24 protein-coding genes are annotated in these 21,734 nt (G+C 70.0%); 13 read left to right on the plus strand and 11 right to left on the minus strand.

Annotated features, from left to right (window positions below):
- A partial coding sequence (locus ACJ73U_RS04895) for an LCP family protein (RefSeq protein ID WP_407776309.1) occupies nucleotides 1-2,797 on the plus strand: 2,797 nt, incomplete at its 5' end.
- Nucleotides 2,798-2,879: 82 nt separating this feature from the next.
- Entirely contained in the window at nucleotides 2,880-3,542 is a 663-nt protein-coding gene (gene phoU / locus ACJ73U_RS04900) for a phosphate signaling complex protein PhoU (protein ID WP_407776310.1), read from the plus strand.
- A gap of 4 nt (nucleotides 3,543-3,546) precedes the next feature.
- Here the strand turns inward: phoU and ACJ73U_RS04905 are convergent, their stop codons facing one another.
- From ACJ73U_RS04905 to ACJ73U_RS04950, 10 genes are all read right to left on the minus strand, one after another.
- Nucleotides 3,547-4,350 (minus strand): ESX secretion-associated protein EspG, encoded by an 804-nt coding sequence (locus tag ACJ73U_RS04905; protein ID WP_407776311.1) that lies wholly within the window; start codon nucleotides 4,348-4,350, stop codon nucleotides 3,547-3,549.
- Nucleotides 4,351-4,353: 3 nt separating this feature from the next.
- Nucleotides 4,354-5,955: a hypothetical protein gene (locus ACJ73U_RS04910; RefSeq protein ID WP_407776312.1), complete on the minus strand. Its 1,602-nt coding sequence runs from the start codon at nucleotides 5,953-5,955 to the stop codon at nucleotides 4,354-4,356.
- Nucleotides 5,956-5,963: 8 nt separating this feature from the next.
- A complete protein-coding gene (locus ACJ73U_RS04915; protein ID WP_407776313.1) occupies nucleotides 5,964-6,521 on the minus strand; it encodes a DUF3558 domain-containing protein in 558 nt (185 codons plus the stop codon).
- Complete coding sequence (locus ACJ73U_RS04920; protein ID WP_407776314.1) at nucleotides 6,511-6,885, minus strand: hypothetical protein; 375 nt, start codon at nucleotides 6,883-6,885, stop codon at nucleotides 6,511-6,513. Before ACJ73U_RS04920 ends, ACJ73U_RS04915 begins: the two co-directional genes overlap by 11 nt.
- A 181-nt stretch (nucleotides 6,886-7,066) precedes the next feature.
- Complete coding sequence (gene pstB, locus ACJ73U_RS04925; RefSeq protein WP_407776315.1) at nucleotides 7,067-7,846, minus strand: phosphate ABC transporter ATP-binding protein PstB; 780 nt, start codon at nucleotides 7,844-7,846, stop codon at nucleotides 7,067-7,069.
- A 26-nt stretch (nucleotides 7,847-7,872) separates the two neighbouring features.
- Complete coding sequence (gene pstA / locus ACJ73U_RS04930) at nucleotides 7,873-8,958, minus strand: phosphate ABC transporter permease PstA (protein WP_407776316.1); 1,086 nt, start codon at nucleotides 8,956-8,958, stop codon at nucleotides 7,873-7,875.
- The gene (gene pstC, locus ACJ73U_RS04935; protein ID WP_407776317.1) at nucleotides 8,958-9,914 is read right to left on the minus strand and encodes a phosphate ABC transporter permease subunit PstC; all 957 of its coding nucleotides are present in this window, start codon (nucleotides 9,912-9,914) and stop codon (nucleotides 8,958-8,960) included. The genes pstA and pstC overlap by 1 nt, the downstream gene beginning before the upstream one ends.
- 112 nt (nucleotides 9,915-10,026) lie before the next feature.
- On the minus strand, nucleotides 10,027-11,136 hold the full coding sequence (pstS, locus tag ACJ73U_RS04940) for a phosphate ABC transporter substrate-binding protein PstS (protein ID WP_407776318.1): 1,110 nt from the start codon (nucleotides 11,134-11,136) through the stop codon (nucleotides 10,027-10,029).
- 166 nt (nucleotides 11,137-11,302) lie between these two features.
- Complete coding sequence (mshD, locus tag ACJ73U_RS04945) at nucleotides 11,303-12,163, minus strand: mycothiol synthase (RefSeq protein ID WP_407776319.1); 861 nt, start codon at nucleotides 12,161-12,163, stop codon at nucleotides 11,303-11,305.
- Between the two features lie 154 nt (nucleotides 12,164-12,317).
- Entirely contained in the window at nucleotides 12,318-13,049 is a 732-nt protein-coding gene (locus ACJ73U_RS04950) for a winged-helix domain-containing protein (protein ID WP_407776320.1), read from the minus strand.
- Between the two features lie 222 nt (nucleotides 13,050-13,271).
- Between ACJ73U_RS04950 and ACJ73U_RS04955 the strand changes: the two genes are divergently transcribed.
- The 7 genes from ACJ73U_RS04955 to ACJ73U_RS04985 all read left to right on the plus strand — a co-directional run bounded on the left by ACJ73U_RS04955 (nucleotide 13,272) and on the right by ACJ73U_RS04985 (nucleotide 17,764).
- Nucleotides 13,272-14,165 carry a DUF2993 domain-containing protein gene (locus ACJ73U_RS04955; protein WP_407776321.1) on the plus strand — a complete coding sequence of 298 codons (894 nt, stop codon included), beginning with the start codon at nucleotides 13,272-13,274 and terminating at the stop codon, nucleotides 14,163-14,165.
- 13 nt (nucleotides 14,166-14,178) lie between these two features.
- Nucleotides 14,179-14,592 carry a TlpA family protein disulfide reductase gene (locus ACJ73U_RS04960; protein WP_407776322.1) on the plus strand — a complete coding sequence of 138 codons (414 nt, stop codon included), beginning with the start codon at nucleotides 14,179-14,181 and terminating at the stop codon, nucleotides 14,590-14,592.
- 191 nt (nucleotides 14,593-14,783) lie between these two features.
- Nucleotides 14,784-15,227: a DUF4395 domain-containing protein gene (locus ACJ73U_RS04965; RefSeq protein ID WP_407776323.1), complete on the plus strand. Its 444-nt coding sequence runs from the start codon at nucleotides 14,784-14,786 to the stop codon at nucleotides 15,225-15,227.
- Nucleotides 15,224-16,066 carry a sulfurtransferase gene (locus ACJ73U_RS04970; protein WP_407776324.1) on the plus strand — a complete coding sequence of 281 codons (843 nt, stop codon included), beginning with the start codon at nucleotides 15,224-15,226 and terminating at the stop codon, nucleotides 16,064-16,066. Before ACJ73U_RS04965 ends, ACJ73U_RS04970 begins: the two co-directional genes overlap by 4 nt.
- Nucleotides 16,067-16,076: 10 nt before the next feature.
- Nucleotides 16,077-16,385: a DUF1416 domain-containing protein gene (locus ACJ73U_RS04975; RefSeq protein ID WP_407776325.1), complete on the plus strand. Its 309-nt coding sequence runs from the start codon at nucleotides 16,077-16,079 to the stop codon at nucleotides 16,383-16,385.
- 162 nt (nucleotides 16,386-16,547) lie between these two features.
- Nucleotides 16,548-17,186, plus strand: a complete 639-nt coding sequence (locus tag ACJ73U_RS04980) for an FABP family protein (protein WP_407776326.1) — start codon at nucleotides 16,548-16,550, stop codon at nucleotides 17,184-17,186.
- Nucleotides 17,187-17,230: 44 nt separating this feature from the next.
- Nucleotides 17,231-17,764 (plus strand): DUF3800 domain-containing protein, encoded by a 534-nt coding sequence (locus ACJ73U_RS04985; protein ID WP_407776327.1) that lies wholly within the window; start codon nucleotides 17,231-17,233, stop codon nucleotides 17,762-17,764.
- A 138-nt stretch (nucleotides 17,765-17,902) separates the two neighbouring features.
- On the opposite strand, the gene ACJ73U_RS04990 is transcribed toward ACJ73U_RS04985, so the two are convergent.
- Nucleotides 17,903-18,745, minus strand: coding sequence for an aminodeoxychorismate lyase (locus ACJ73U_RS04990; RefSeq protein WP_407776328.1), 843 nt, complete (start codon nucleotides 18,743-18,745; stop codon nucleotides 17,903-17,905).
- A 71-nt stretch (nucleotides 18,746-18,816) separates the two neighbouring features.
- On the opposite strand from ACJ73U_RS04990, the gene ACJ73U_RS04995 reads away from it, so the two are divergent.
- The 4 genes from ACJ73U_RS04995 to ACJ73U_RS05010 are packed head-to-tail and all read left to right on the plus strand — an operon-like array spanning nucleotide 18,817 to nucleotide 21,722.
- Nucleotides 18,817-19,197: a Fur family transcriptional regulator gene (locus ACJ73U_RS04995; RefSeq protein ID WP_407776343.1), complete on the plus strand. Its 381-nt coding sequence runs from the start codon at nucleotides 18,817-18,819 to the stop codon at nucleotides 19,195-19,197.
- Nucleotides 19,194-20,258, plus strand: a complete 1,065-nt coding sequence (locus tag ACJ73U_RS05000) for a YgfZ/GcvT domain-containing protein (protein ID WP_407776329.1) — start codon at nucleotides 19,194-19,196, stop codon at nucleotides 20,256-20,258. Before ACJ73U_RS04995 ends, ACJ73U_RS05000 begins: the two co-directional genes overlap by 4 nt.
- 14 nt (nucleotides 20,259-20,272) lie before the next feature.
- The gene (locus tag ACJ73U_RS05005; RefSeq protein ID WP_407776330.1) at nucleotides 20,273-21,100 is read left to right on the plus strand and encodes a 3-keto-5-aminohexanoate cleavage protein; all 828 of its coding nucleotides are present in this window, start codon (nucleotides 20,273-20,275) and stop codon (nucleotides 21,098-21,100) included.
- Between the two features lie 46 nt (nucleotides 21,101-21,146).
- Nucleotides 21,147-21,722 carry an aerial mycelium formation protein gene (locus ACJ73U_RS05010; protein WP_407776331.1) on the plus strand — a complete coding sequence of 192 codons (576 nt, stop codon included), beginning with the start codon at nucleotides 21,147-21,149 and terminating at the stop codon, nucleotides 21,720-21,722.
- Nucleotides 21,723-21,734 lie beyond the last annotated feature (12 nt).

Raw genomic sequence — 21,734 nt, forward strand, 5'->3', positions numbered from 1 at the left:
CGGCAGCGACGCGGCCAATGGCTTTCCACCCGACGCGGCGGGCCCCCGCCGCAAGAGCGCCCGCCGCATGGGCGACGGCTCCGGCCTGCACGGCGGACCCGGCACCGACGCGGCCAACGGCTTCCCACCCGACGCAGAAGGCCCCCACCACAACAGCCGGCGCATGGGTGAGGCCTCCGGTCCCCACGGCGTCCCCGGCGACGAGGCGGGCTTCGGGCCGGAGGCGGCACGGCGCAACGGTGGCCGGCGCGGGGGTGGGGCGCCCGGACCGCACGGCGGTGACGCGGCCAACGGCTTCCCGCCCGACGGCGACGGGCCGCGCCGCAACGGAAACCGTCGTATCGGGGAGACGTCCGCGCCTCGTCCGGTTCCGGGCGCGGAGGGCTTCCCGACCGAGGTGGAGTCGTCCCGTCGGGTTGGCGAGGCTTCCACGCACCACCCCGTTCCCGGCACCGAGGTCCCGAACGGTCGCAGGGGCCGTGGCGGCTTCCCCCAGGAGGCGGACGACCCGCGACGCGGTGGCCGACGGGCCGGTGAGGGTTCCGGCCCTCGTCCCGGCTTCGCGGCGGATCCCGACGCGCCCCGGCCGAGCCCGCGCCGCGTCGGTGAGGCCTCCGCGCACTTCGGCGCGCCCGGCGGCAACCGGCGCCCCGCCGGCTTCCCGGACGAGGGCTTCGGGGAGGCCGGACCACAGACCGGACCACAGACGGGCGCACAGACCGGGCCGCAGGACAGGCCCGTTCGGCCGGAAGGGGTCGCCCGTCGCCGCGCCGCACGCGCCGTCGCCGCGCCGCGGCCGGAGGTCGGGTCGCATCCGGACCGCTTCCCGGTCGACGCGCCGCCGCAGCCGGGGCAGGGCTCCGGGCTGTTCCCCGTCGACGAGTTCCACCGGCAGGGACCGCAGGCCGACGAGCTGGCCGAACCGGCCATCGACGCGCCGGCGCCCGCGCCGAAGCCCCGCCGCTCCACCGGCGTCCCGCCGGTGCCGCCGCCTCCGCCCCCCATGGGTGACGACGACCTCGTCACGATGACCACCGAGATGGAGGCCATCGGCGGCAACGAGGAGCTCCAGAAGCGGCGCACCATCGACCACACGCTCGCCCGCTTCTCCGCGGTCCACGACGAGATCAAGGCCGAGGAACGCGAGAAGAAGGCCAAGCGCCGCAAGCTGCGGCCCTGGGAGCGCGACGACGAGATGGACCGCCTCGACGAGCTCGAGGCGCAGCAGTCCATGGCGCTGGCGATCCCGAACCTCGAGCCGAAGGAAGAGGACGAGCAGCAGGAGAAGAAGAAGCGCCGCTGGCGCAAGGGCAAGAACGCCGGCAAGGCGTTCGCCATCTTCTTCGCCGGCATGGTCTTCCTGTCGACCGCCGTCGGGTGGGGCTTCAAGACCTACATCGAGAACAGTGCCCAGCAGGTCGACGCGCTCGACCCGGACTCGGCCGCCATCAAGGACGCCGCCGCGCAGCTCGGTGACGAGAACTTCTTACTCGTCGGTTCCGACACCCGCGCCGGCGCGACGGCTGAGGACGGAGTCGGCACCGAGGAGTCGGTGGTAGGCGCCAGATCGGACACCGTGATGATCGCCCACGTACCTAAAAATCGTGAACGCGTGGTGGTCGTCTCTTTTCCCCGTGACCTCGAGGTAACCCGGCCGGCCTGCGAGGGATGGGATCCAAAGACCGGAAACTACACAGGCCAGCAGCACCCCGAGGAGAAGCGGGCCAAGCTCAACACCGCCTACATGGTGGGCGGCCCGAAGTGCGTGACGAAGCTGGTGCAGAACATCTCGGGCATCAACATCAACCACTTCGTCGGCATCGACTTCCACGGCTTCAAGGACATGGTCGACGCCGTGCAGGGCGTCGAGGTGTGCGTCGAGCGGCCGATGAAGGACAAAGAGCTCGGCGTGGTCGTGCCAGAGGCCGGGAAGAACGTGAAGCTCACCGGCGACCAGGCCCTGAACTTCGTCCGTGCCCGCAAGGTCGCCGGCGACCCGACCGCCGACTACGGCCGCATCATCCGCCAGCAGCGGTTCCTGTCCTCGTTGCTGCGCAAGGCGATGTCGTCCGAGGTGCTGCTGAACCCCGGCAAGCTCACGAACTTCGTGAAGGCGTTCTCGAAGGCCACCTTCGGCGACAACATCGGCGTCGACCAGCTGTTCACGCTCGGCCAGTCGATGCAGGGCGTCGAGGCGGGCCGGGTCACGTTCATCACCCTGCCGACCACCGGTTACGAGAACGAGCGCCACAACGAGGACATGCGGGTCGAGGACGCCAACGCGCTGTTCGAGGCCATCCGCCAGGACGTCGCACTGCCCGGCGAGGCGCCGAAGAAGGACGACGCGCCGAAGAAGGACCAGAAGCAGACCCAGACGCAGGTGCAGTCCGGCCTCATGCAGCAGAAGCAGCAACAGCAGCCGACCGGCGGCACGGTCGACCCGAACAGTGTCAAGATCCAGGTGCTCAACGGCGGCAACGAGACCGGCGGCATCGCCCGCGACACCGCCGACGACCTCGCCGACCTCGGCTTCCAGATCATCCAGAACGGCGCGGGTCCGGCGACCGACAAGACGGTCATCAGGTACAGCAAGGGTCACGAGGCGCAGGCGCAGACGCTCAAGGCGGCCGTGCCGGGCGCGACGCTGGTCGAGGACCCGTCGGTGGCGAGCGCGATCATCCTGGTCCTCGGTCCGGAGTTCGACGGCAAGGTCCAGTCGCCGACCAAGGGCGGGGCACCGGCGGACGTGCCGGACAACCTGTCCACCGTCAACGCGGGCGACGTCTCCTGCGCCTGAGGAACCGTATGGTGGTCGCGGGTTCATCTGGGATTCACCGAGGAATGCGTTAGCCGTGCGTACGCGCCCGTAGGCTGTCGCCATGCGTGAGGCCTATCAAGTCGAACTCGGGGAGCTGGCCGAAGAGCTGGCCAACATGTGTGCCATGGCTGCTACCGCCATGGAGCTCGCCACCAGGGCGCTGCTGGACGCCGACCTCGGCCTTGCCGAACAGGTGATCGGCGACGACGCGAAGATCGATGACGCCCGGTCGTCGTGCGAGGAACACGCCTACGCGCTGCTGGCACTGCAGGCCCCGGTCGCGACCGACCTCCGCACCGTGCTCGCCGCCATCCACGCCGCGGAGAGCCTGGAGCGCATGGGCGACCTCGCGCTCCACGTCGCCAAGGCCGCGCGCCGCCGCCACCCCAAGCCGGTGCTGCCCGAGCAGGTGCGGCCGAACTTCAGCGAGATGGGCCGCGTGGCCGTCGACCTGGCCCACCAGGCGGAGAACGTCATCCTGGAGAAGGACATCGAGAAGGCCCGCTCCCTGGAGGAGGCCGACGACGAGATGGACGACCTCCACCGCCACCTGTTCTCGGTGATCATGGACAAGGACTGGCCGTACGGCGTCGCGTCCGCGGTGGACGTGACCCTGCTCGGCCGCTTCTACGAGCGCTACGCCGACCACGCGGTGTCGGTGGCCAAGCGGGTGGTCTTCGTCGTGACGGGCCGCATGCCGGGCTACGGCACGGACGAACTCTGAGGACTCACCACCCGTCCCGCGCCGGGACCGAACCGGCGCGGGGCACGACGGACTCGATCAGCTCACCCAGCTGGTGGGTGAACCGGGCCGTGTCGGCCGGGCTGAACGTGCTGCGGACCTGGCCGTCCTCGCCGGGTGGCCGGACCAGTACCAGGTAGCGGCCGGCGTCCGTGTCGATCCAGGACAGGTGGCCGGCGTGGAGTTCCTTGCCGGTCCGCCGGTCGCGGCCGGAGACCGTGAACAGCCCGGTGCCGGTCCTCGGCCGGGCCAGGTAGCTCTCCGCGAGCCGCAGCTGCTGCTCGTCGCCCGTGCGCCCGTGGTGGATCGGCGCCAGGATGTCGTCAGGAGCCTGCTGGTTGCCCGCGCTGGGCAGCGTGAGCGTCACCGACTGGCCGGGGCCGGAGCCCATGGTCGGCAGCAGGCCGACCAGCGTCATCGCGAGCGCGGTCGGCCGGATCAGGTCGAGCCGCAGGCTGTCCGCCTCCCTGACCGCGAGCACCCCGGTCTCACCGGCCGCGGCGGCACGCGCGTAGATCTTCCGGTCCTTCGCGACCGTGCCCATCACGGACACGGTGATCACGTACTCCGACAGCGTCCGCAGCGCACGCGTCAGCTCCGGGTCGATGTCGCCGTCGCGGACGAGCCCCCGCCTGCTCAGGTCGACGAACACCTCACGCGCGATCCGCTGCCGGTCCCGCACGTACTCACCGAAGTACGGGATCTCGAACGGGAACTGCCGGATGTTGACGTCCAGTGTCTGCGCCAGGACGTCGACGGCCGGCAGGGAGAGTGAGTACGACGAAGCCACCCGCTAGCCGCCGATCACCGGTGGTGCGGTCATCTCGTCGGTGCCGAACACCGCGTCCGGGTCGCCCTCGACCAGGTACGTCGCGCGCTGGTGCTCGCCGTCCTCCTCGTCCTCGCCACGCTGGCCGTGCGGCATCATGCCGCCGGCCGCGCCACGAGCGCCCGCCGCGCCGCGGCCACCCAGTGCCGCGCCCTCGCCGGCCAGCGCACCGCCGGGTCCCATGCCGGCACCCGGTCCCCGGCCCATGCCGCCGGGACCGCCGGTGCCGGAACCGCCGGGACCGTAGCCACTGCCCGTGCCGCCACCGGGACCGAAGCCGCGCCCGCCACCCGGGCCGAAGCCGCGGCCCGCGCCGCGTTCGAAGTCGCTCTCGCTCGGGCCGGGCAGGCCGGCGATCGGCATGGGTGTGCCGGCCAGGCCGGAATTCTGGCTGGCGTTGTTGCCGCCGCTCGTGCCGGGCGTCTGGAACTGGCCGGGACCGGGCAGCCCACCGCTACCGGGCAGTCCACCGCTCGGCGTGGTCCCGGTGCCGGTGCCCGTGCCCGTGCCGGAGCCACCGGTGCCGGAACCGGAGCTACCCGGCGTGCCGACGTTCCCGGGGTTGTGCTGGTTGCCGTTCCCGTTTCCGTTGCCGTTCCCACTGCCGTTGCCGTTGCCCGAGTTGTCGCCCGGGTTGTTCGTGGTCGGCGGTACGTTGATCTGGCCGTTGGGCGGCTGGTTCGTCTGGTTGTTGTTCGAGTTGGTCGACGTGTTGGTGTTCGTGGTGACGTTCGTGTTGGTGCTGTTGACCCGCGACCGTTGGACGTTCGTCTCGCTCGAGCTGGGCGAGCTCATCTGCGGCGGCGCACCGAACGCCGGCATCGTGCTCGCGCCGGCCAGGCTGCTGTCGTAGGTGCTGACCACTCCGGCCGCCTGCTCGTGCGCGGCCTGCTGGTTGTTGTACTGCGTCTGGTACGTGCCGAGCTTGGCCACGTAGAGCATCGGGTTGGTGGTCGACCGCAGATCCTGGTTGGCCGCGTCGAGGTCGAAGTCCACCGGCTCCGGCATGTTGCGCTTGGCGTCGGCCAGCGCCACCGCCTGCAGGTTGGTCTGCGTGCCGGCGAGCTGCGCGCTCTGCCCCGCCTCGCCGACCCAGCCGCCGACCTGGGACATGAACGTCCTGGCGGCGTTGCCGGCCGTGCCCTGCCAGTCGGCCTGGCTGTTGGTGATGGCCGCCTGGACGCCCTCCTGGAAGCGGACCATCGCGTTGCCGGCGTCGATCCACTGGTCACCGCTGGCGCCCACGCCGTCCGGGTCCACGTCCTCCGTGACCATCTTCTTGAGCTGCGAGTGCGGCGTGGACAGGTAGTTGTAGCACTGCATGATCGGACCCTCGCGGGTCTTGACGCCGTCGGCGAGCGCCTGCGCCTGGCTGCTCATGTCCGCGGTGTAGGTGTCCTGGACCCGCTGGCCGTGGTTGAACTTGTCGACCAGCCAGTCGATGATGTTGCCCCGGTCCACCTCGTCGGTGACCTGGTTCTCCGCATGGTCGCGGGTCTCCTGTCCGGTCTGCGTCGTCGTGCGGTGCCGGAAGGACCAGTTGTTGTGGTGATCGCGAGGTGCCATGGCGCTCCTCAGGGCAGTTTCGGTTCTACCAAGGTTGCCAGTTGCTGGGCGATCTGGCAGCCCAACTGCTGGTCGCCGCCGACGGCGGCACTGTCCACCCGGGAGTTGTCGCCGACGCCGAGGCTCACTCCGCAGGTCCCGGTCTCGTCGGTGTACTTGGCCGCGTCGTGGCTGCCGATGCGCGGCAGCTGCTGGACGTCCGGCACGTCCAGGTCGGCCAGGCCTTCGTGGTCGAACAGCTCGATGGACACGGTGAACGTCTCGTTGAGCGTCGCGCCCTGGCGCCGGTAGCGGCAGACCCGGGCGGAGCCGACCTCCTTCTGCTCGCCGCCGGTGAGCTGGAGGCCGGCGAGGTCGCTCTGGTCGAGGATGCCGCAGGGCTGCAGGTCGGCGGTCCCGGAGGGCTGCGCGGGCGTCGACGACTCCTCCGTCGTGCCCTCGCTGGTCGAGGTCGGGGTCGAGGTCGGCTCGCCACCCGGGGTCGGGCTGCCCTGCGTCGACTCCGAGCAGCCGGCGAGCAGGACGACGAGCGTGGCGACCACGGCCACCCCGGGCCTACACGACACGGAAGTTTCCCTGGATGCCCTGCTCGACGTGGCCGTAGTTGCGCATCGCGGCCTGGACGCCCTCCTGGGCGTCCGCCAGCGACTGCCGGAACTCCTTGAGCTGGGTGATGAAGCCCTGGTCGTCCGTGGCGACCTTCTGCACGTACGGCTTCATCAGGTCCGCGCCCTTGCTGCTGCCGAGCTTCGGCGACTTGCCGAGGGTGGAGAGGTCGGCGAGGTTGTCCTCAACCCACTTGGCCATCTCGTCGATGGCCGCGAGCAGCGCCTTGCCGCCCGTCTCGTTGATGGTGAACGAGCCGTCGAGCCCCGCCTGTTTGAAACTGATCATGGACGCGCCCATCGCGCCGCCGATCGCGTCAAGCACGAGTCACACCCCCACGGATCACAGTCATCGAGCCACCTCCCTGGGACACTATTCTGACGGATGCCCCAATGAGAAGGTTCCCGAATGCGAAACGTGAACCGCTCAGCTCTGATGTTCGCTCCGCAAGCTCCGCTCAGCCCTGACGTTCGCTCCGCAAGCTCCGCTCAACTGCGATGCTCGCTCAGCCGAACCGGCCCGAGATGTAGTCCTCGGTCGCCTTCTGGTTCGGGTTCGAGAAGATCTTCTCCGTCGCGTCCATCTCGATCAGCCTGCCCGGCTGGCCGACGCCCGCGAGGTTGAAGAAGGCCGTCTGGTCGCTCACCCGCGCCGCCTGCTGCATGTTGTGGGTGACGATGACGATCGTGTAGTCCTTCTTCAGCTCGCTGATGAGGTCCTCGATCGCGAGCGTGGAGATCGGGTCGAGCGCGGAGCACGGCTCGTCCATCAGCAGCACGTCCGGCTGCACGGCGATGGCGCGGGCGATGCACAGGCGCTGCTGCTGACCGCCGGACAGTGAGGAGCCCGGCCGGTTGAGCCGGTCCTTGACCTCGGTCCACAGGTTCGCGCCGCGCAGGGACCGTTCGACGACCTCCTGGGCCTCGGCCTTCGACATGCGCTTGTTGTTCAGCCGCATGCCGGCGATCACGTTCGCGGCGATCGACATCGTCGGGAACGGGTTCGGCCGCTGGAACACCATGCCGATGGACCGGCGCACGCGCACCGGGTCGACGTCGCGGCCGTACAGGTCCTCGCCGTCGAGGGCGATCTTGCCCTCGACGCGGGCGCCCGGGATCACCTCGTGCATGCGGTTGAGGGACCGCAGCACGGTCGACTTGCCGCAGCCGGACGGCCCGATGAACGCCGTCACCGAGCGCGGCTCGACCGCCATGGACACGCCCTCCACCGCGAGGAAGTCGCTGTAGTAGATGTTGAGATCCGAGATATCGAGTCGCTTGGCCATTTTCAGTCCTGTGGTCAGCGCCGGCCTTACCGGCGACCGGTCCTGGGTGCGAAGAACCGCGAGATGAGACGGGCTACCAGGTTGAGCAGCATGACGATGATGATCAGCGTCAGCGCCGCGGCCCAGGCCCGCTGGTAGTTGATGTCGGTGATGCCCTTGGGCACGAGCCCCTGGCTGTACTGGCGGAACACGTACACCGGCAGTGTCATCATCCGGCCGTCGAACAGGTCGCCGTTGAGCGAGTTCGTGTACCCGGCGGTCAGCAGCAGCGGGGCGGTCTCACCGATCACGCGGGCGATCGACAGCGTGATGCCGGTGACGATGCCGGCCGCGGCCGTGCGCAGGACCACCTTCACGATGGTCAGCCACTTCGGCACGCCCAGCGCGTAGGCGGCCTCGCGCAGCTCGTTCGGCACGAGCTTGAGCATCTCCTCGGAGGAGCGCACCACGACCGGGATCATCAGCACCGACAGCGCGGCCGAGCCGACCACGCCCATGCGCACACCCGGCCCGACGACCAGGGCGAACAGGGCGTAGGCGAACAGGCCGGCGACGATCGACGGGATGCCGGTCATGACGTCCACGAAGAACGTGATGTACCTGCCGAGCCTCGTCGGCCCGTACTCGACCAGGTAGACGGCGGTGAGCAGGCCGATCGGCACCGAGATGAGCGCCGCGAACGCGGTGATCTCGAGCGTGCCGACGATCGCGTGGTTGACGCCACCGGCGTCCATGCCGCCGAACACGCCGCGCATCGTGGTGGACAGGAAGTAGAAGTCGAACCGCTTGATGCCGTTCGAGATCACCGTCCACAGCAGGCTGACCAGCGGGACCAGCGCCAGGATGAACGCCGAGTACATCAGCGTGGTGGCCAGGCGGTCCTTCGCGGCGCGGTTGCCCTCCACGATCCGGGAGACGACCACCAGCGCCACCGCGAACAGGACCGTGCCGAGCACGACCGCCAGGACGACGCTGAACGAGCCGAACACGGCCAGCAGACCGGCCACCACCAGCAGCGAGACCACGAAGATCCCGAGCGGCGAGAACCGCGGCAGCTTGCCGTGGGTGAGGCTGACGGGGATGAGCGGGGTCTCGACCGAAGTTGTCATCATCAGTTCGCCCCGGAGAACTCGGCCCGGCGGCTCACGATCCACCGCGCGAACATGTTGACAAGGAGTGTGATCACGAACAGCACCAGACCGGTGAAGATCAGCACGTTCACGCCCTTCCCCGAGGCCTCGGGGAACTTCAGCGCGATGTTGGCGGCGATGTTCTGCTGCTGGCCGGCCTGCAGGACGTAGATCGAGTACATCAGGCCGGGCGAGAGCACCATGGCGACGGCCATGGTCTCGCCGAGCGCGCGGCCGAGGCCGAGCATGGTGGCCGAGATGATGCCGGACCGCGCGAACGGCAGCACCGACATGCGGACCATCTCCCAGCGGGTCGCGCCGAGCGCGAGCGCCGCCTCCTCGTGCAGGGTCGGCGTCTGCAGGAAGATCTCCCGGGAGACCGCCGTGATGATCGGCAGGATCATGACCGCGAGCACGATGCCGGCGGTCATGATCGTCCGGGGCGGGTTCGCGGCCGGCCCCGCGAACAGCGGGATCCACCCGAGGTAGTGGGACAGCCACTCGAAGAACGGGTGGACCTTCGGCATCAGCCAGAGCGCGCCCCACAGGCCGTAGACGACGCTGGGGATGGCGGCGAGCAGGTCGATGATGTACCCGAGCCAGGACGCGACCCGCCGCGGCGCGTAGTGCGAGATGAACAGGGCGACCCCGATGGCGATCGGGGTGGCGATGACGAGCGAGATGAGCGCGGCGAGGATGGTGCCGAACACCAGCGGGCCGACGTAGCCGAGGACCGACTTGCCCTCGAGCCAGTTGATGGACCTGGTGAGCGTGTCCGTCGACGTCGAGATCGCCGGCCAGCCCTCGGTCAGCAGGAAGACGGCGACCGCGGCGAGGACGACGAGGATGAGCACACCCGCGTACTTGGCACTCGCGGCGAAGACTCGGTCGCCGGGACGCTGTGGTGGACGTGGCTTGGCCGCGGGCTTCTCTTGCACCTTGGGCTCGTCCGTTGTGGTCACTGTGCGATCTCCGTCAACAGGAGGGGGACGGACCTGGGTCCGGTGGCGGCGCCACGCCACCCACCGGACCCGTGTTGTCCGTCGTCGACTACTTGATGGCGTCGAGAGCGGACTCGACCTTGGTGCGCAGCGAGTCGGAGATCGGCGCGGAGCCGGCCTCGTCCGCCGCGGCCTTCTGGCCGTCCTCGCTCGCGATGTAGCCGACGTATGCCTTCACGAGCTTGCCCTGCTCGGCGTCCTCGTACTTCGAGCAGACGACGATGTAGGAGACCAGCAGCAGCGGGTAGGCGCCGGCGGTGGTGGTGTCACGCTTCAGGTCGAGGGCCAGGTCGTGCTCGGCCAGGCCGCTCACCTGCGGGGACTCCTCGACGACCTTGGCAGCGCCGTCCGCGGTCGGCTCGACGAACTTGTCACCGACCTTGATCTTGGCGACGCCCAGCTTGCCGGCCTGGCTGTGGTCGGCGTAGGCGATGGTGCCCTCGCCGCCCTGGACCGCCTGCACGACACCGGAGGTGCCCTGCGCGGACTGCGTGCCCTGCTTCGGCCAGTTGCCGCTCGACGGGTACGGCCAGTCGGCCTTCGCCGTCTTCGCCAGGTAGTCGGTGAAGTTCGCCGTCGTGCCCGACTCGTCGGAGCGGTTGATAGGCGTGATGTTCGAGTCCGGCAGCTGCGCGTTCGGGTTGTCCGCGACGAGCGCCGGGTCGTTCCACTTGGTGATCTTGCCGTCGAAGATCTTCGCCACGTTCGACGGCGTCAGCTGCAGGTCCTTGACGTTCGGCAGGTTGTAGACCACCGCGATGGGGCTGATGTACAGCGGCAGCTCGTAGGCCTCGCCACCGGCGCAGCGGGTCTTGGCGCTGGTGCGCTCCTCGTCCTTGAGGGCCGAGTCCGAGCCGGCGAACGCGGCGCCGCCGTCCAGGAACGCCTTGCGGCCACCGCCCGAGCCGACCGGGTCGTAGGACAGGTCGACGTCCGGGTTCTGCTCGCCGAACTTCGCGATCCACACCTCCTGCGCGGACTGCTGCGAAGTGGCACCGGAGCCGGCGAGCTTGCCGGACAGGTCGCTTTCCGTAGCGGTGTCACCGCCACCGCTGCTGTTGCTGCCGGAGTCAGCCACCGGGTCGTTCCCACAGGCCGTCAGCGCGAGGGCGCCGGCAGTGACGATGGCCGCGATACGGCCGTAGCGAGTGCGCTTCACTGGATCCTCTCGGGGTTACCTCGATGCGTTACTGCTCGCACGACCCGAAGGCGTGCAGCGCGGACGCTAGGGAGCGGGAATGGACAGCCCCGGGTATTGAGGTGAACGCGGGGTGAACAAGACCAGATTGTGACCTTTGTTGCCTACGGTGTCCGTGACTGCCCTATTACCGCTGGTAGGCGACGTTCGTGTACCGGACGACGAACCCCAGACGGCTGTACACCGCGACCGCCGGTCTGTTGTCGGACTCCACGTACAGGATTGTGTCGCGCACGCCGCGTGTCCGCAGGTGGTGTAACCCGACCAGGGTGAGCGCGGTGCCCAGACCGCCCCCCTGCGCGTCCGGATCGACCCCGACGACGTACACCTCGCCGCTGTTGTCGCCGTGCACCTTGGTCCAGTGGAAGCCGACCACCCTGTCGTCGTGGTCGACCGCCAGGAAGAAGCCGTCCGGGTCGAACCAGGGCTCCTGCTCGGTGGCTCGCACGTCTTCCTCGGTCAGCAGCCCCTGCTCGGGATGCCAGTCGAAGGCGCGCCTGTTGACCGCGACCATGGCGGCCTCGTCCTGCCCGGGCACGAACGTGCGGACGCGGATGCCCGCCCGCCACCGGGGCTCGGGCAACGGCACGTCGTTGTCGAGGCTCATGAGGAGCAGCTCACGGACCCGCGCGAGGCCCCGCCGCACGGCGATCCGCGCGGCGGCGGGGTGGTCGCGGTGGGACCACAGGCGCAGCGGGCTGTCGATCGCGAGGACCTCGTCGACCAGCGCCGTCCCGATCCCCCGGCCGCGGTGCTCTGGGTGCACGACCAGCTCGACGATCTGGTTGCCGAACGCGTCACCGGCCGTGTCGACGTGCGCGTAGCCGACGAGGGTGCCGGCGTCGTGTGCGAGCAGGTGCCGGCCGCCGCGGAACTCCCTGGGCAGCGGTCCGTCGCCCTCGACCTCCGGCGTGCCGTCGACCGCCCGGGCGGCAATCAGCAGCGCACGCACACTCTCATCAGCCTCTTTCCGCCACGCGATCTCCACGCGCACGACGGTACCGGAGCCGGCTGCCCGACTCGGTGAACCACGAGGCGCGGAGCGAGCCGGCGCTTCGAGACCGGCCGGCCAGCGGCGAGCACGGAGGGTCCGGAGTTGGTCGGGGGCCCTGCCGCCGCGGCAGAGCCCCGTTCCCGGGGCGTCACATGGTGGCGTTGGCGTCCGCCGGCTCGTCGGTGGTGGTGCTCTCGCCGAGGGGGGACTTCGGGGGCTGGACGAACTTGTAGCCGACGTTGCGGACGGTGCCGATCATCTGCTCGTGCTCGTTGCCGAGCTTGGCGCGCAGGCGTCGGACGTGCACGTCGACCGTGCGGGTGCCGCCGAAGAAGTCGTAGCCCCACACCTCCTGCAGCAGCTGCGCGCGGGTGAACACCCGGCCCGCGTGCTGTGCGAGGTACTTCAGCAGCTCGAACTCCTTGTAGGTGAGGTCGAGCGGGCGGCCGCGCAGCCGCGCCATGTACGTCGCCTCGTCGATGACCAGTTCGCCGAGGCGCAGGGCGCCGTCGCCGCCGGGGGCGCCGGCGGGGCCGCGGGAGGTCAGCAGGCGCAGCCGGGCGTCGACCTCGGCTGGGCCGGCGGTCGGCAGCAGGATGTCATCGACGCGCCACTCCGAGTTGACGGCCACGAGACCGCCCTCGTTGACGACCGCGATGACCGGGGCGTTGTCGCCGCCGGACGTCAGGAGGCGGCACAGGCTCTTGGCGGCCGCCAGGTCGGTCCGCGCGTCGACGAGCACCGCGTCCCGGGAGCCGGCTTCGAGCAGAGCCGTGACCTCGGGCGCCTGGGTGCGCACTTGGTGGGGCAACAACATCAGGGATGGCACAACCGAGCCCGGCGTTGGGTCCGCGGTGAGCAGCAGCAGGTCGAGGCTCATGTGGCCCGCCTCTCTGGATACGCTCCGTGGCTTTCGGGAAAGAGTAACCGGTGTGGCCGGGGAATGTCCTGGTCGTGACACCTGCGTCACACGACTGCACCAACGTTCGAGTGAACTGTGGACACTCCTGTGACTCCTGTGACCACCGAAACATGGACGTAACGTGACTGGCGCGTGGTACCCCGCTACGGTCGCCATTTCCCACCGCAGGATCATTGGGGCATGACGATGACAGACACACCGTCCCGACCCGCGCCTCGCAAACGCCGGTCCAAGACGGTGCGCAGGCTCGTCATCACGCTCGTGGTCCTCATCGGGCTGCTGGTGGTCGCGGACTTCGGCGCCGCGGCCGTCTTCGAGTACCAGGTGTCCAAGCGCGCCCGCGAGCAGTTCGGCCTCTCCGACGACCCCGCGGTGAAGGTCGGCGGCTTCTCCTTCCTCGCCCAGGCCATCTCCGGTGAGTACGGCCACGTCACGATCGACGCCAAGGGCGTCCCGGTGCAGGACACCCTGCGCGAGCTCGAGGTCCACATCGAGATGCGGGACGTCCAGGCCCCGCTCGGCGACCTCGTGTCCGGCTCGCTCAAGGAGGTCAAGGTCCGCGAGGTCGAGGGCCAGGTCAAGGTCAAGGCCTCGGACGTCAACCGGGCCATCGCGAACAACGAGAACTCCGCGATCCGGTCCATCACGAACGTCACCATCGACCCGGTCAGCGAGCAGGACGTGCTCACCGACCCCGACGACCGGACCGACGCCGAGCAGGAGGCCGCCGAGCGCGCGGCCAAGGCCGAGATCGAGGACACGACCGCGGGGGCCCGGATCTGCGCGACCGTCGACATCGGCGGCGAGGAGACCGAGCTCTGCACCTACGGGATCATCTCGCTGGTCGAGGGCGCGAAGATGTCCTTCACGCCGAGCCGCATCGAGCTGAGCAACTCGGTCCTGGGCACCAGCCAGCTGCCGCCCACCCTGGACGCGGCGGTCAAGCAGGCGCTCAACTTCACCCTCGACCCGGGCAAGCTGCCGTTCACGGTCACACCGACCGCGGTCACCGTCGATCCGGGCGTACTGTCGGTCAAGGGCACCGCGACCGACGTGGTGCTGGGCGGTCAGTAGTTCGAGGTGGACGATGGTCGGGGTGCTCGTGCTGGTGGGCACGCTCGTGCTCGCCACGGTCGCCGGCCTGGTGCTGAAGGCGCGTGACGGGCGGGTGCGGGTGGCTGACGTGAGTGGACTTCCCGCGGACGTCCGGGCGCTGGTCGCGCCCACCGGGGTCACGCTGGTCCAGCTGTCCACCACGTTCTGCGCGCCCTGCCGGCACGCCAGGGTCCTGCTGTCCGACCTGGCCTCCCGCACCGACGGGCTGCACCACACCGAGCTGGACCTCACCGACCGGCCGGACCTGGCGAAGGAGCTGTCCGTGCTCCGCACGCCGACCACGCTCGCGGTCGACGGCCGCGGCACCGAGATCCTGCGGGTCGGCGGAGTGCCGGCACGGGACGAGCTGCTCGCCGCGCTGCGGCCCCACCTGTCGTCCCATTAGATGGACAGACCGCCCACCAGCAGGGAGGCGGTTGTACTGTGCATGACGTGTACGCATTGCTGACCAGGCGCCGCGCGGTGGACTACTGCCGCGTCGACTCCAGCCTGTGTCTGGCAACTGACTGACCGGGCGGCCCATCGTTCTCGGCCCGCTCGCGCTGACCACCCCAGCCGCGCAGTCAGGGAGGCGTCATGTCCGCTGGTCCAGCCCAGGTTGATCCCCGAGGTCCACGCTTCGCCGCGTGGGTCACCACCGTCGTCCTCGCGGTCGTGCTGGTCACCGGCTGGTGGCCGCTGCTCGCCGCGCAGGCCGTGGTGTTCGCCATCGGCGCGTTCGCCGGCCTCGGCGTTGCGCCGTACTCGATCCTGTACCGCACGCTCGTCGCGCCCCGGCTCCAGTCGACCGGCGAGCGCGAGGACACCGCCCCGCTGCGGTTCGCGCAGGGCGTCGGGTTCGGGTTCGCCGTCCTCGGCGTGCTCGGCTACGCGACCGGCGTGACCGCGCTGGGCATCGTCGCGACCGCGTTCGCGCTGGCCGCGGCGTTCCTCAACGCGGCGTTCGCGTTCTGCCTCGGCTGCGAGACCTACCTCTTGATCCGCCGCATCACCCCAACGAAGGAGAAGGCGCTCCAATGAGCCGCGAAGACGTACTGGTCACCGCCGAATGGGCCGAACAGAACCTCGAGAGCCCGGGGGTGGTGTTCGTCGAGGTCGACGAGGACACGTCCGCCTACGACGGCGGGCACATCCCCGGCGCGGTGAAGATCGACTGGAAGACCGAGCTGCAGGACCCGGTGCGCCGTGACTTCGTGGACCGCGAGGGCTTCGAGAAGCTGCTGTCCGCCAAGGGCATCGGCAACGACGACCAGGTCATCCTCTACGGCGGCAACAACAACTGGTTCGCCGCGTACGCGTACTGGTACTTCAGGCTGTACGGCCACCAGAACGTGCAGCTGCTCGACGGCGGCCGCAAGAAGTGGGAGCTCGACGGCCGCGCGCTGTCGAAGGACGCCGTGACCCGCGAGGAGACCAGCTACAAGGCGCAGGAGCAGGACGGGGCGATCCGCGCGTTCCGCGACGAGGTCGTCGACGCCATCAACACCAAGAACCTCGTGGACGTGCGCTCGCCCGACGAGTTCGCCGGCAAGCTGCTCGCGCCGGCCCACCTGCCGCAGGAGGCCGCGCAGCGCGCCGGCCACATCCCGTCGGCCATCAACGTGCCGTGGAGCAAGGCGGCGAACGAGGACGGGACGTTCAAGTCGGAGGACGAGCTGCGCGAGCTGTACAAGGAGGCCGGGATCGACGAGTCCAAGGCCACCATCGCGTACTGCCGCATCGGTGAGCGTTCGTCGCACACCTGGTTCGCCCTGCACGAGCTGCTCGGCTACTCGGACGTCAAGAACTACGACGGCTCGTGGACGGAGTACGGCTCGCTGGTCGGCGTGCCGGTCGAAATCGGCCCTGGTGCCAAGTAAGGGGATTGTCATGACGGACGGTTGCGGTGCACCGGAGCAGACGGCTGAGCTGACCGCCGGTGTCGACCTCGCCAAGGAGATCGTGGTCGGCGGGCAGGTGACCGCGGACGGCGCGCCCCTCGGCGGCGCGTACGTGCGGCTGCTGGACGCGAGCGGCGAGTTCACGGCCGAGGTCGTGTCGTCCGCGGAGGGCAACTTCCGCTTCTTCGCCGCGCCGGGCGAGTGGACGGTGCGCGCCCTCCACCGCACCGGCAACGGCGAGGCGAAGGTGACGGCGACCGGCCCGGGCCTGCACCCGGTGGCCGTGTCCGTCGGCTGAGCGAAGCGTTTCAGACGTTCTCTCGAGACGCGGGGCGACCGTTTCACCGGGTCGCCCCGCGTTGCCATATCCTCCTCGGGTGGAATTGTTCGTCACCCTGCTGCTGATTGCCGGTACTCCGTCACCAGGCTTCCTGGCCGTCCGAACCACGGGCCGACGCTCATGACCACCCCGTCCAACGATCCGATCCCCGGCAGCGGCGACGCGGCCCTGCGCGCGGCGGCCGAGCGCGCCAACACCACGCGCGAGCGCAACCTCCCCCAGTGGCCGGACCTGCCGATCCCCAACGACACGGCGAACCTCCGCGAGGGCGCGGAGCTGCACGACGCCCTCCTGCCGCTGCTCCCACTCATCGGCGTGTGGCGCGGCGAGGGTGAGGTCGTGTACCCGACCATCGAACCGCAGCACTTCGGCCAGCAGGTCATCTTCGCCCACGACGGCCGCCCGTTCGTGTACTACGAGAGCCGAGCGTGGCTCCTGGACGCCGACGGCAAGGTCATCCGCCCGGCCGCCCGCGAGGTCGGCTGGTGGCGCCCACAGCCAGACGACACGATCGAGCTACTGCTGGCCCACGCAACGGGCGTGATCGAGATCTTCTACGGCGAGCCCCGCACCCAGACGTCCTGGGAACTGGCGACGGACGTCACCATGCGCACGGCGTCGGCCAAGGAGGTCAACGGCGCGAAACGCCTGTACGGCCTGGTCAACAACGGCGACCTCGCCTACGTGGAGGAACGCGCCATGGTGGGCCAGCCACTCCAGCCCCACACGTCGGCCTACCTACGCAGGGTGGCCGGCTAGCTATCGCCCGATCGTGTCAGGTCACCACCCTGAATGATGGTCGGGTGACCGTGCACGCCTTCGTCGACGAGTCGGCCAGGCCCCCGCAGTACCTGATCGCCGCGGCGATCGTGGAGCCATCGCAGGTGCGACTGCTTCGGCAGTCGATGCGCGGGTTACTCATGCCTGGGCAGCGTGAGCTGCACTTCAAGAAAGAGCGACCGATCCGTCGCCGCGCGCTCGCCGACGCGGTGGCCCGGCTGCCGGTCGAGGTGTGCGTCTACTCCCACCCGTGCCGGAAGCTTGACGAGGAGGCTCGCCAGGTCTGCATGACACGACTGGCGAACGACCTCCTGGCTCGGCAAGCACACAGGTTGGTCATCGACTCTCGCAACGAGCAGGACATCTACGACGAGCGCACGTTGCGCCGTCTCCTCGGCTCGCATCCGAGCGCCAGCAGGCTCGTTTACGAGCACGTGGACAGCACCAGCGAATCGCTGCTGTGGATCGCCGACATCGTGGCTTGGTGCTTCGGTGCCGGACGGGAGTGGCGCAAACGAATCGACCCGATCGCCACCGCGGTCGTCGACCTGAGCTGATCCCAGACAGCGCAAAGCCCGTGACACGACCGTCCGGACGCACCACGGGCTCACTTCCTCGGCCTACAGGGCCTCGGCGAAGAGAATGATATCACGCACCCCGGCTGTCCACCGCCGACCGGAAGTTCGCGCTTCGGTCTAGTACTCCGACTCGTACAGGGCGGTCAGTTCCTGGTGGAGGGCCGTGGTGTCCGGGAGGGCCGTACCGTCCAGGGTGTGGACGCGGGTGAGCTTGCGGACGCTGGACGCCATGAAGAGGCCGTCTGCCGTGCGGAGTTCGTCCAAGGTCACCGGTTCGACCTTGGTTGCCCAGCCGGCGCGTTCGGCCGCGCGGAACAGGGCGCCCTGGGTCGTGCCGCGGAGGATGCCGCTCGACGGCGGGGTCGTGCGCAGGGTCCTGCCGGTCACCAGGACCACCGAGGAGGTCGGTCCCTCCAGCACCGAGCCGTCGGCCGCGGTGAAGATGACCTCCTGTGCGCCCAGCGACTCCGCGTGGCGGATGGCGGCCATGTTCACCGCGTAGGACAGGGACTTCGCGCCCAGTAGCAGCCACGGTGCCTCGGACACGATCGACGGGTCGTAACCACGCGCGAGGGTGATCGCGGCGACGCCGGTTTCGCGGGCCCGGATGACCTTCTCGCCGATCGGCATGCCCATGGCGTACCCGGTCGGGGTGGGGGTGGGGCCGAACTCCGGGCCGCGCGTGTACACGAGCTTCAGGGCCATCTCGCCGCCCTGCCAGTTGTCCAGCACGACCCGCACCACGCGCTCCCACTGGGCGCGGTCGGGCGCCGGCAGCTCCAGCATGGCGGCGGAGTGGGCCAGGCGATCGAGGTGCGGGCCCAGCTCGCGGGGCTTCCCGTCCACCACCAGGATCGTCTCGAACACCCCGTCGCCGCGGGTGATCCCGAGGTCGTCGACCCGGATCAGCGGGGCCTCGGGGTCGGCAAGGGTTCCGTCCAGCATCGCCAGCACGCGCATGGCAAGAGCCTACGATTCAGTGTGTGGCAGCCAACATCCAGGAGCTGAAAACGACGCTGCACGAGCGTGGGATGCGCATGACCCCGCAGCGCCAGCTCGTCCTCGACGCCCTGCTCGAGCTCGAACACGCCACCCCGGAACAGGTCTGCCAGCACGTCCAGCGCTCCACCCCGAGCGTCAACATCACCACCGTCTACCGCACGCTCGAACTCCTCGAGGACCTCGGCATCGTGCGGCACACCCACCTGGGCCACGGCGCGCCCAACTACTCGGTGCACGAGCACCAGCACGTCCACCTCGTCTGCCACCGGTGCGAGACGGTCATCGAGGCGCCATGCGAGATCATGGACGACCTCCGTGGAACACTGCGTGCCCGCTTCGGGTTCGCACTGGATGCCAGCCATCTCGCGTTGTCCGGGCTGTGCGAGAAGTGCGAGAAGGAGATCAAGTGATCCCGACACCCGAGGGCTCGCCCGACGCCGGGATGCCGTGGCACTACGGCGACCCGTACGCCGAGCAGCGGGCCGCGGCACGCAAGGTCGCGGTGGTCGACCGGTCGAACCGCGAGGTCATCGCGGTCACCGGGCCGGAGCGCCTGTCGTGGCTGCACCTGGTCATCTCCCAGCACGTCACGGAGCTGGCGGACGGCGCGGCCACCGAGGCGCTCGTGCTCGACAGCCAGGGCCGCGTGGACACCCACATGGAGGTCGCGCACCTCGACGGGACCGTCTGGCTCGACACCGACCCCGGCGCCCAGGCGACCGGCGCGCGCGGCGGCAAGCAGCCGCTGCTGGAGTACCTCCGGTCGATGGTCTTCTGGTCGAAGGTCGAGCTGCGTGACGCGACGGCCGAGCGGGCCGTGCTCACCCTGCTCGGGCCGCAGACCGACGCCCTGCTCACGAGCGTGGGCCTCCCGGTGCCGGGCCCGCATGAGGTGGCCGGCGGCGAGGGTGTGCTGGTCCGGCGCGGCACGTTGGGCGTCGACCTGCTCGTGCCCCGGGACGCCGGCTGGTGGGAGCGGTTGACCGAGGCGGGTGCGCGGCCGATGGGCAGCTGGGGTTACGAGGCGTTCCGCGTCGAGGCCGCCCGGCCGCGCATGAACGTCGACACCGACGAGCGCACGATCCCGCACGAGGTCGGCTGGGTGCACGTCGCCGCGCACGTCGCCAAGGGCTGCTACCGCGGCCAGGAGACCGTGTCGAAGGTGCACAACGTGGGCCGCCCGCCGCGGCGGATGCTGCTGCTGCACCTGGACGGCTCGCCCGAGGTGCTGCCGGAGACCGGCGACCCGGTCGTGCACGGGGAGCGGACCGTGGGCCGCGTCGGCTCGGTCGTGCGGCACCACGAGCTGGGCACGGTCGCGCTGGCACTCGTGAAGTACTCCGTGCCGCTGGACGCCGAGCTGCTGGTCGGCGCCGAGGACCGCGTGGTGCAGGCCGCCATCGACCCGGACCTGGTCCCGTCGGAGACGCCCGGCCTCGGTCGTGAGGCTGCCCGCAGGCTGCGCGGCTGACTACCATCCTGGCCATGCCAGGCACCCTGATCACCGTCGCGCCCACCGGGGCGGAACTCGTCAAGGAAGACGTCCCGAACCTGCCCGTCACCCTCGACGAGCTGGTGCGGACCGCCCAGGACTGCGAACGGGTCGGCGCGGCCATGATCCACGTGCACATCCGGGGTGCGAACGCCGAGCCGACGCTCGACCTGGGGCGTCTGAAGGAGACGGTCGCGGCGCTGCGGTCCGAGACGTCGCTGGTCGTGCAGCTGTCCACGGGTGGTGCGGTCACCGACCCGGAGGAGGACCGGCTGCGTGTGTTGGAGGCCATGCCGGACTCCGCCAGCTGCACGATGGGCACGGTCAACTTCGGCGACGACGTGTTCATGAACCGCTGGGAGTTCGTGGTCGAGTTGCACAAGCGGATGCGCGACCGCGGGATCGTGCCGGAGTACGAGATCTTCGACCTCGGCCACCTCGCCGCGCTGCACCGGCTCCTCGACGAGCACGGCCTGCCCGCCGGCGGGCACGTGCACGTCGACCTGGTGATGGGCGTCCCGGGCGGCATGCCGGGCGACGTGTCGACACTGGTGGCGGCGCTGCGGCTCATCCCGGCGGGTGCGACGTTCTCGGCCACCGGCATCGGTCGCAGCTCACTGCCGGTGCTGCTGGCGTCGCTGTCGGCCGGCGGGCACCTGCGGGTGGGCATGGAGGACACCGTGTCCTACGCCCGTGGCGAACGCGTGCGGGACAACGCGCAGCTGGTCGCCAGGGCAGCGGGCCTGGCCAAAATCGCTCAGCGACCGCCGATGTCCCCGGCCGAAGTCCGTACGCTGTTGAGCGTTGCGCAAAGCAACTGACCGCTGGTGGTTGGCGGGTGGGGCCTCGGTACCGGAGGATAGGCCTGTGATCGAAGTCCGTCCTGGGGGCCGTAGGCGTATCGACCGGGTACTCGCGCCGGACTACGTGCGCGACCTCGCCCAGCTCGACCTGGCCGAAGTCCGCAGCCGCCGCGACGACGCGGCGCAGGAGGAGACCGATCTGTCGTACCTGCGCAGGCTGCTGCACGCGCGGATAGACATCGTGAAGGCCGAGCAGAAGCGGCGGCAGGAGGGCGGGTCCACTTCGGTCGTGGAGCGCTTGGTGGAGATCCTGTCGGGCAACGTGGTGGGCAACGCACCGTCGGGCGCCGGCCGGCACCAACCGCTGGAGCCGTCCCGCGCGGAGGCCCACCGCCGGCACGTGGAGGCCCTGGTCTCCGACGCTGACCTGTCGGACGTGACGTCCCTGCCGGACGAGCGGCTGGACCTGGCACTGCGGACGTACGTGGCGGAGGAGGAGTCGGTCTCCCGGCGCCGCCGCGAGGTCCAGCAGGTCGTGGACGCCCTGAACGACGAGATCGGCGGCCGCTACAAGGCCGGCAGCGCCTCGGTGGACACCCTGCTGGCCGCCGAACGCGGCGACGACGCGGACCACCGCTGACGCGCGAGCCCG

The organism is Actinophytocola sp. (assembly GCF_045807065.1).
GTDB lineage: Bacteria > Actinomycetota > Actinomycetes > Mycobacteriales > Pseudonocardiaceae > Actinophytocola.

Coding starts and splice junctions, on each gene's coding strand:
- ACJ73U_RS04990 (WP_407776328.1), bottom strand. CDS start 18,745: ATGCGCGTGCTGGCGATGCTGGACGGAACCCTTGCCGACCCCGAGGCC.
- ACJ73U_RS04955 (WP_407776321.1), top strand. CDS start 13,272: ATGACGATGACAGACACACCGTCCCGACCCGCGCCTCGCAAACGCCGG.
- ACJ73U_RS04960 (WP_407776322.1), top strand. CDS start 14,179: ATGGTCGGGGTGCTCGTGCTGGTGGGCACGCTCGTGCTCGCCACGGTC.
- ACJ73U_RS04910 (WP_407776312.1), bottom strand. CDS start 5,955: ATGGCACCTCGCGATCACCACAACAACTGGTCCTTCCGGCACCGCACG.
- pstA (WP_407776316.1), bottom strand. CDS start 8,958: ATGATGACAACTTCGGTCGAGACCCCGCTCATCCCCGTCAGCCTCACC.
- ACJ73U_RS04970 (WP_407776324.1), top strand. CDS start 15,224: ATGAGCCGCGAAGACGTACTGGTCACCGCCGAATGGGCCGAACAGAAC.
- ACJ73U_RS05005 (WP_407776330.1), top strand. CDS start 20,273: ATGCCAGGCACCCTGATCACCGTCGCGCCCACCGGGGCGGAACTCGTC.
- phoU (WP_407776310.1), top strand. CDS start 2,880: ATGCGTGAGGCCTATCAAGTCGAACTCGGGGAGCTGGCCGAAGAGCTG.
- ACJ73U_RS04950 (WP_407776320.1), bottom strand. CDS start 13,049: ATGAGCCTCGACCTGCTGCTGCTCACCGCGGACCCAACGCCGGGCTCG.
- ACJ73U_RS04995 (WP_407776343.1), top strand. CDS start 18,817: ATGCGCATGACCCCGCAGCGCCAGCTCGTCCTCGACGCCCTGCTCGAG.
- ACJ73U_RS04975 (WP_407776325.1), top strand. CDS start 16,077: ATGACGGACGGTTGCGGTGCACCGGAGCAGACGGCTGAGCTGACCGCC.
- pstB (WP_407776315.1), bottom strand. CDS start 7,846: ATGGCCAAGCGACTCGATATCTCGGATCTCAACATCTACTACAGCGAC.
- ACJ73U_RS04980 (WP_407776326.1), top strand. CDS start 16,548: ATGACCACCCCGTCCAACGATCCGATCCCCGGCAGCGGCGACGCGGCC.
- ACJ73U_RS04965 (WP_407776323.1), top strand. CDS start 14,784: ATGTCCGCTGGTCCAGCCCAGGTTGATCCCCGAGGTCCACGCTTCGCC.